Origin of the sequence: Streptomyces mexicanus (assembly GCF_902506575.1) — a bacterium.
Lineage (GTDB): Bacteria > Actinomycetota > Actinomycetes > Streptomycetales > Streptomycetaceae > Streptomyces > Streptomyces mexicanus.
The window spans coordinates 127,886-134,543 of record NZ_LR732544.1 but is presented as its reverse complement, the minus strand read 5'-3'; the positions used below and the strand labels follow the sequence as shown (position 1 = coordinate 134,543).

6 protein-coding genes are annotated in these 6,658 nt (G+C 73.8%); 2 read left to right on the top strand and 4 right to left on the bottom strand.

The annotated features are described in order from the left end of the window. Positions 1-279: 279 nt before the first annotated feature. Together GV126_RS00605 and GV126_RS00600 are read left to right on the top strand one after the other, a co-directional pair. On the top strand, positions 280-1,428 hold the full coding sequence (locus GV126_RS00605) for an NADH:flavin oxidoreductase (RefSeq protein ID WP_159661938.1): 1,149 nt from the start codon (positions 280-282) through the stop codon (positions 1,426-1,428). A 199-nt stretch (positions 1,429-1,627) separates the two neighbouring features. Further along, positions 1,628-3,145, top strand: coding sequence for an MFS transporter (locus tag GV126_RS00600; RefSeq protein WP_159661937.1), 1,518 nt, complete (start codon positions 1,628-1,630; stop codon positions 3,143-3,145). A gap of 35 nt (positions 3,146-3,180) precedes the next feature. Here the strand turns inward: GV126_RS00600 and GV126_RS00595 are convergent, their stop codons facing one another. From GV126_RS00595 to GV126_RS00580, 4 genes are all read right to left on the bottom strand, one after another. Then, entirely contained in the window at positions 3,181-3,759 is a 579-nt protein-coding gene (locus GV126_RS00595; RefSeq protein ID WP_159661936.1) for a hypothetical protein, read from the bottom strand. Between the two features lie 51 nt (positions 3,760-3,810). Beyond that, the gene (locus GV126_RS00590; RefSeq protein ID WP_236569815.1) at positions 3,811-4,341 is read right to left on the bottom strand and encodes a DinB family protein; all 531 of its coding nucleotides are present in this window, start codon (positions 4,339-4,341) and stop codon (positions 3,811-3,813) included. A gap of 253 nt (positions 4,342-4,594) precedes the next feature. Further along, positions 4,595-5,551, bottom strand: coding sequence for an N-acetylmuramic acid 6-phosphate etherase (murQ, locus tag GV126_RS00585; RefSeq protein ID WP_159661934.1), 957 nt, complete (start codon positions 5,549-5,551; stop codon positions 4,595-4,597). A 159-nt stretch (positions 5,552-5,710) separates the two neighbouring features. Beyond that, positions 5,711-6,658, bottom strand: coding sequence for a MurR/RpiR family transcriptional regulator (locus GV126_RS00580; protein WP_159661933.1), 948 nt, complete (start codon positions 6,656-6,658; stop codon positions 5,711-5,713).

The window sequence follows — 6,658 nt, the reverse complement described above, 5'->3', positions numbered from 1 at the left end:
GGAGGGGGGTTGTGTGCAGTTGCGGCCGGTGGGCGGCGGCCGGGAGTGGGACTGCCCGCCCGAGCGGCTGGAGGAGGCGGCGCCGGGCGATGTCCTGCGGGAGCGGGTGCGCCGGCTGAACCGGGAGGCCCGCATGCCGTGAGGCGGGGGCGTGTTCCGGGTCACAGGTGGGTGCTGCGGGAAATGTCCCGGCGGGGTCCGCCGTTGACGTCGGTGCGCAGTTGATGCGCGTGCACATACCCAACGGTATCCGTCCGTTCCCTGTCCCAGGAGCCCCCCATGAGCGACACCGCGTCCGAGCCCGCCGCCGCGTCCGAGGCCGCCTCCCGTGCGGCCCGCCTGCTGTCCCGCCCGGTCACGCTGAACGGCCTGACGGTCCCCAACCGGATCGCGATGGCGCCGATGACCCGGATGTTCTCCCCGGGCGGCGTCCCGGGCGAGGACGTGCTGTCGTACTACGCCCGCCGGGCCGCCGCCGGTGTCGGCCTGATCGTGACCGAGGGCACGTACGTGGGGCACCCCTCGGCCGGTGAGAGCGACCGGGTGCCGCGGTTCCACGGCGAGGAGCAGCTCGCGGGCTGGGCGAAGGTGGCCGCGGCCGTGCACGAGGCGGGCGGCACGATCGTGCCGCAGCTGTGGCACATCGGCATGGTCCGCAAGGACGGCCAGCCGCCGTTCCCCGAGGCGCCCGCGATGGGCCCGTCCGGTCTCGTCACCGCGGGCGCCGAGCCCACCGGCAAGGCCATGACGCAGAAGGACATCGACGACGTCGTCGCCGCGTTCGCCCAGGCGGCGGCCGACGCCGAGCGCATCGGCTTTGACGGCGTGGAGATCCACGGCGCCCACGGCTACCTGGTCGACCAGTTCCTGTGGGAGGGCACCAACCGCCGCACCGACGCCTACGGCGGGGACCCGGTGGCCAGGACGAAGTTCGCCGCGGAGATCGTCGCGGCGGTCCGCGAGAAGGTCTCGCCCCAGTTCCCGGTCATCTTCCGCTACTCGCAGTGGAAGCAGCAGGACTACACCGCCCGCCTGGCCGAGACGCCCCAGGAGCTGGAGGCCATCCTCACCCCGCTGGCCGCCGCCGGTGTGGACGTCTTCCACGCCTCCACCCGCCGCTACTGGCTGCCGGAGTTCGACGGCTCGGACCTGAACCTGGCCGGCTGGACGAAGAAGCTGACCGGCAAGCAGACCATCACCGTCGGCTCGGTCGGCCTCGACGGCGACTTCATCAACGCCTTCCAGGGCGAGGGGTCCCCGGTCAAGGGCATCGACAACCTCCTGGACCGCCTGGAGGCCGACGAGTTCGACCTGGTCGCCGTGGGCCGCGCGGTGCTGCAGGACCCCGAGTGGGCGGCGAAGGTGCTGTCCGGCCGCTTCGACGAGCTGAAGCCGTACGACGCGGCGGCGGTGAACACGCTGAGCTGAGCCGAACCGGGCCGGGCTGAGCTGAGCTGGGCCGGGCTGTGGCCGGAACGTCACAGGGCCGGTGTCCCCGAGCGGGGCGCCGGCCCTTCGCGTGCCCGCCGGGCGCGGGCCGACGCTCGGAATTAGCTTGCTTAAGTCAATCAATCTCGATTAAAGTTGCGTGAGTCAAGTAGATCCGCGTGCGACGGAGACCCCTTCCATGACCGACGCATCCGCCCGGCCGGCCGAGGCCACAGCACCGCTCAGTCCGAACGCCGTGGTGGCCGTCCTGGCCTTCGGCGGCATCGTGGTCTCGCTGATGCAGACCCTGGTGATCCCGATCGTCCCGGAGCTGCCCGAGCTGCTGCACGCCTCGGCGTCGGACGCCGCCTGGGCCGTGACCGCGACCCTGCTCGCCGCGGCCGTCGCCACCCCGGTGATGGGCCGCCTCGGCGACATGTACGGCAAGCGCCGCATGCTGCTGCTGAGCCTGGCCATGCTGGTGATCGGCTCGGCCACCGCCGGGCTGAGCGACTCCCTCGTCCCGATGATCGTCGGGCGGGCCCTGCAGGGCCTGGCCTCCGGGGTGATCCCGCTCGGCATCAGCATCATGCGCGACGAGCTGCCCGCCGAGCGGCTCGGGTCGGCCACCGCGATGATGAGCGCCTCCCTCGGCGTCGGCGGCGCCCTCGGCCTGCCCGCCGCCGCGGTCATCGCCGAGAACTTCGACTGGCACGTGCTGTTCTGGACGTCCGCGGCCCTCGGCGTGGTGGCCGCCGCCCTCGTCCTGCTGCTCGTGCCCGAGTCCAAGGTGCGCTCGGGCGGCCGGTTCGACGCCGTGGGCGCGCTCGGCATGGCGGCCGGCCTGGTCTGCCTGCTGCTGGCGGTCTCCAAGGGCGCCGACTGGGGCTGGGGCAGCGGCACGACGCTCGGCCTGTTCGCCGCGGCGGTGGTGATCCTGCTCGCCTGGGGCGCCTTCGAGCTGCGGGTGGCGGCCCCGCTGGTGGACCTGCGCACCACGGCACGCCGCCAGGTGCTGGTGACCAACCTCGCCTCCATCGCGATCGGCTTCGCGATGTTCTCCATGTCCCTGGTCATCCCGCAGCTGCTCCAGCTGCCGAAGCAGACCGGGTACGGCCTCGGGCAGTCGCTGCTGGCCTCCGGCCTGGTGATGGCGCCCTCCGGCCTGGTGATGATGGCCGTGGCCCCGGTCTCGGCGGCCGTGTCCCGGGCCAAGGGCCCCAAGGCGACACTGATGATCGGCGCCCTGATCGTGGCCGCCGGATACGGCCTGAACATCGTGCTGATGGACCAGGTCTGGCACTTCGTCCTGGCGTCCTGCGTCATCGGCGCCGGCATCGGCTTCACCTACGGCTCGATGCCCGCGCTGATCATGAGCGCCGTCCCCGCCTCCGAGACGGGCGCGGCCAACAGCCTCAACACCCTGATGCGCTCCATCGGCACCTCCACCGCCAGCGCGGTGGCCGGTGTGGTGCTCGCCCACATGACCACGCGGTTCGGCCCCTACGCGCTGCCCTCGGAGAACGGCTTCCGCACGGTCCTGGCCGTGGGCGCGGGCGCGGCCCTGCTGGGCTTCGCCGTCGCCGCCTTCATCCCCCGGCGGCGTGCCGAGGCGGTCGGCTCACCGGTGGCGGCCGCCGGCAAGACGGGCGAGGCGGGGCAGTCGGGGCAGCCCGGGGAGCCCGGGGAGTCGGCGGTGTCCGAGGCGAAGGCGTAGCACGCCGCCGGGGCGCGGGGCGCGGGCTCAGGGCGCTAGATGTTGCCCAGCGGCTCGATGTCCACCCGTACGGGCGTGCCCCAGACGCGGACCACCTCGTAGTCGGTGAACTCGTGCACCAGCCGGTGGGCCATCGCCGCGCGGGGCGCCCGCCGCTGGGCGGCGATGAACAGCTCCGCCTCGCGGCGGTCGCGGCGCGGGGTGCCGCACAGCTGCCACTCCCGGCCGTTCCACAGCTCCGGCAGCCACCGCTGCTGGGGCTGCGGCCGGTCCTCGCGCACGCCATAGCGGGAGGGCGCGGTGGCGGGCGCGGCGGGCGGCCGCGGGCGGGCGTAGGCGCCGTCCAGCTCGGAGCGGCGGGCGGCGCGCCGCCGGGTCTCGCACAACAGGCACAGATCGGGCGCGCTCTCGTCGACGGGCCCCTGCGGGTGCTCCGGGCACCGGGTGGCCGGGGCCGCCGTGGTGACGCTCTCCTCCAGCAGGTCCAGGGCACGCCTCAGGTCGGCCTTGATCTCGTGCAGCCGGGCGTCGGAGGTCTCGGCGTTCAGCTCCTCGCCGTGCTCCCCGACCACCCGCAGGGCCCGCCCGAGCGCGGTCAACTGTGCGTGGTTCATACCGGCCAGCGTCGCACATCCCACCCGCCCGGGCGGCGGCCCCCCAGGGCGTCAGCCCATGCTCTTCGCGCCGTCCAGGGCCTCGCGGATGATGTCGGCGTGACCGGCGTGCTGGGCGGTCTCGGCGATGACGTGCAGCAGCACCCTGCGGATCGACCAGCGCGCCCCCGGCTCGTTCCACGGGGCCTTGGGCAGCGGGTGGTCGGCGTCCAGGTCGGGCACGGACGCGACCAGGTCGTCGGTCCGGCGGGCCGCCTTCGCGTACGCGGCCAGCACCCCTTCCAGAGTGTCGCCGGGCAGCATGCGGAACTCGTCGGCCCGCCGGGCGTAGTCCGCCTCGGTCATGGCGGAGAAGTCGGGCATCGCGGAGGGGCCCTTCACGATGAACTCCGCCCAAGCCGCTTCCACCGACGTGACGTGCTTGATCAGACCTCCCAGGCACAGCTCGCTCACGGTGGTGCGCCGTCCGGCCTGCTCGTCGGTGAGGCCGCGGGTGGTGAAGATCAGGAAGTGACGCTGCTTGGCCAGCGCCTGGAGCAGGTCCGCGCGCTCACCCGTGACGGCCGGGGCCCCGGTGCTCACCGTGTCGCTTCCGTCGTTTCGCCCGCTCCGGTCGTTCCGGTGGCTGCGGTCGTTCCGGTCGTTCCTCGGGGTCTCGTTCATGGTCTCGGCCCTCCGCCGGTCGTTCTGTCCGCTCGGTCGGGGACCACGCTAGAGACCGTACAGGTCAGATCCTGACCTATACGGCACCGGTTCTCCAGGGTGTTTGCGGGCCGCTCGGCAATCGGCTCACCGGTCGTTCCGCGGTCCGCTCACCGGTCGTTCCGTAGTCGGCTCACCGGCCGGTCTGCGACCGGGGTGCCCCGCTCGCCGTCAGCGCGGCGCGCAGGTGGCCGTCCGACTCCCCGAGCAGGCGGGCCGCCTCCGGGCCGTCGACCCCGGCGAGGATCACCAGGATGGCGTTCTTCACCTCGCCGTCCGTGGCCGCCAGCGCCCGCTCGATCTCCTCGTCCGCCGCGCCCGTGGCGAGAGCGACGATCCGGCGGGAGCGGGCGCGCAGCTTGTCGTTCGAGGCGCGCACGTCGACCATCAGGTTCCCGTAGGTCTTGCCCAGGCGGATCATCGTGATCGTCGAGAGCATGTTCAGGACCAGCTTCTGCGCGGTGCCGGCCTTCAGGCGGGTGGAGCCCGTCAGCAGCTCCGGGCCGACGACGACCTCGATGCCGTGCTCGGCGGCGGCGGCCAGCGCGCTGCCCGCGTTGCAGGACAAGCCGACGGTGAGGGCGCCCCGCGCGCGGGCGTGCCGCACCGCCCCGATGGCGTAGGGGGTGCGGCCGGAGGCGGAGATGCCGACCACCGTGTCGTCCGGGGTGAGACCGAGCGCGTCCAGCGCCTGGACGGCCAGCTCGGGCGAGTCCTCCGCGCCCTCCACCGACGTCACCATCGCCTCGGGGCCACCCGCGATCAGGCCCACCACCTGCGAGGGGGCGGTGTTGAAGGTGGGCGGGCACTCGGAGGCGTCCAGCACGCCGAGCCGTCCCGCGGTGCCCGCGCCCGCGTAGATCAGCCGGCCGCCGCGCGCCATCCGCGCGGCCACCGCGTCGATCGCGGCGGCGATCTCGGGCAGCCGCTCGGCCACGGCGGCGGGCACGGTGGCGTCCTCGGTGTTCATCAGCCGTGCGATCTCCAGCGTGGACAGCCGGTCGATCTCGGACAGCTCGGGGCGGAACGCCTCGGTGGTCAGCGACTCCAACTCGGCGCGCAGCTCACGGTAGTGGGGCGTGGAGGTCATCAGGGTCGGCTCTCTTCGGGCTTCGGGCTTCGGGCTTCAGGCGGGTGCGGGCTTCGGGGTGTCTTCGCGTTTCGGCGGGTGCGGGCTTCCGCGGGCTTCTCGGGTTCCTCGCGTTTCTCGCGCTTCTTCGGGTGGTGCGCGGACGCCGGCGCGGTGCGGTCAGGACCGCGCGGCGGGGCCGCCGCGGGGGCTGTGGCGGTGGGCCAGGGCCTCGTACGACGCCGCCAGCGCGGGCGCCGCCGTCTCGTAAGTGCGCTGGGCCACCCCGACGAACAGGCAGTCCACCACCAGCAGTTGGCTGGTCCGCGACGACATCGCCGCCGGGCGCAGCTCGCTCTCGCGGGAGGTGGAGGTGGTCAGCACGTGGTCGGCGTACTGGGTGACGGGCGCGTCGGGGCGGCCGGTGATGGCGACGGTGGTGGCGCCGCGCTCGAAGGCGACGCGCAGCGGCTCGATCACGTCGCCGGTGGAACCCGAGTGGGTGATGGCGATCGCCACGTCGCCGGCGCGCAGCTGCACGGCGTTGGTGACGGCCAGGTGCGGGTCGCTGGGCGCGTGCGCGATCAGCCCTATGCGCAGCAGCTTCTGGGTGAGGTCCTGCGCGACCAGGCCGGAGGCCCCTATGCCGTACACGTCGGTGCGGCGGGCGGCGGCCAGGGCGGCGACGGCCGCGCCGAGCTGGGCGGTGTCCAGTCCGGCGGCGGTGTCGGCGAGGGTCTGCTGCTCCTCGTAGGCGAGTTTGGCGACGACGTCGGCGATGGGGTCGTCCACCGCGATGTCGGTGGTGATGGCGGGCGCACGGCCGGACTGCTGCTGGGCGGCCAGGCCCGCGAGCGCCAGGCGCAGGTCGCGGTAGCCGGGGTAGCCGAGCAGGCGGGCGGTGCGCACGACGGTCGCCTCGCTGGTGCCGGTGAGTTCGGCCAGGCCGGTGACCGTGAGGGCCGCGCAGCCGGCCGGGTCGCTCGCGACGGCCTCCGCGACGCGCTGCATCGAGCGGGTCATGGACGGCGCGAGGGTGCGCACCTTGGCCGCCAGGGCGGCGGGGGCCGGGGGCGCCGCGGCCGGGGAGCCCGAGCCTGCGAAAATTTCCTTCACGTCCTGGGTCAC

What these genes read in the sequence shown, in the direction of transcription:
- GV126_RS00605 (WP_159661938.1), top strand. Translation starts at nt 280, where the DNA reads ATGAGCGACACCGCGTCCGAGCCCGCCGCCGCGTCCGAGGCCGCCTCC.
- GV126_RS00600 (WP_159661937.1), top strand. Translation starts at nt 1,628, where the DNA reads ATGACCGACGCATCCGCCCGGCCGGCCGAGGCCACAGCACCGCTCAGT.
- GV126_RS00595 (WP_159661936.1), bottom strand. Translation starts at nt 3,759, where the DNA reads ATGAACCACGCACAGTTGACCGCGCTCGGGCGGGCCCTGCGGGTGGTC.
- murQ (WP_159661934.1), bottom strand. Translation starts at nt 5,551, where the DNA reads ATGACCTCCACGCCCCACTACCGTGAGCTGCGCGCCGAGTTGGAGTCG.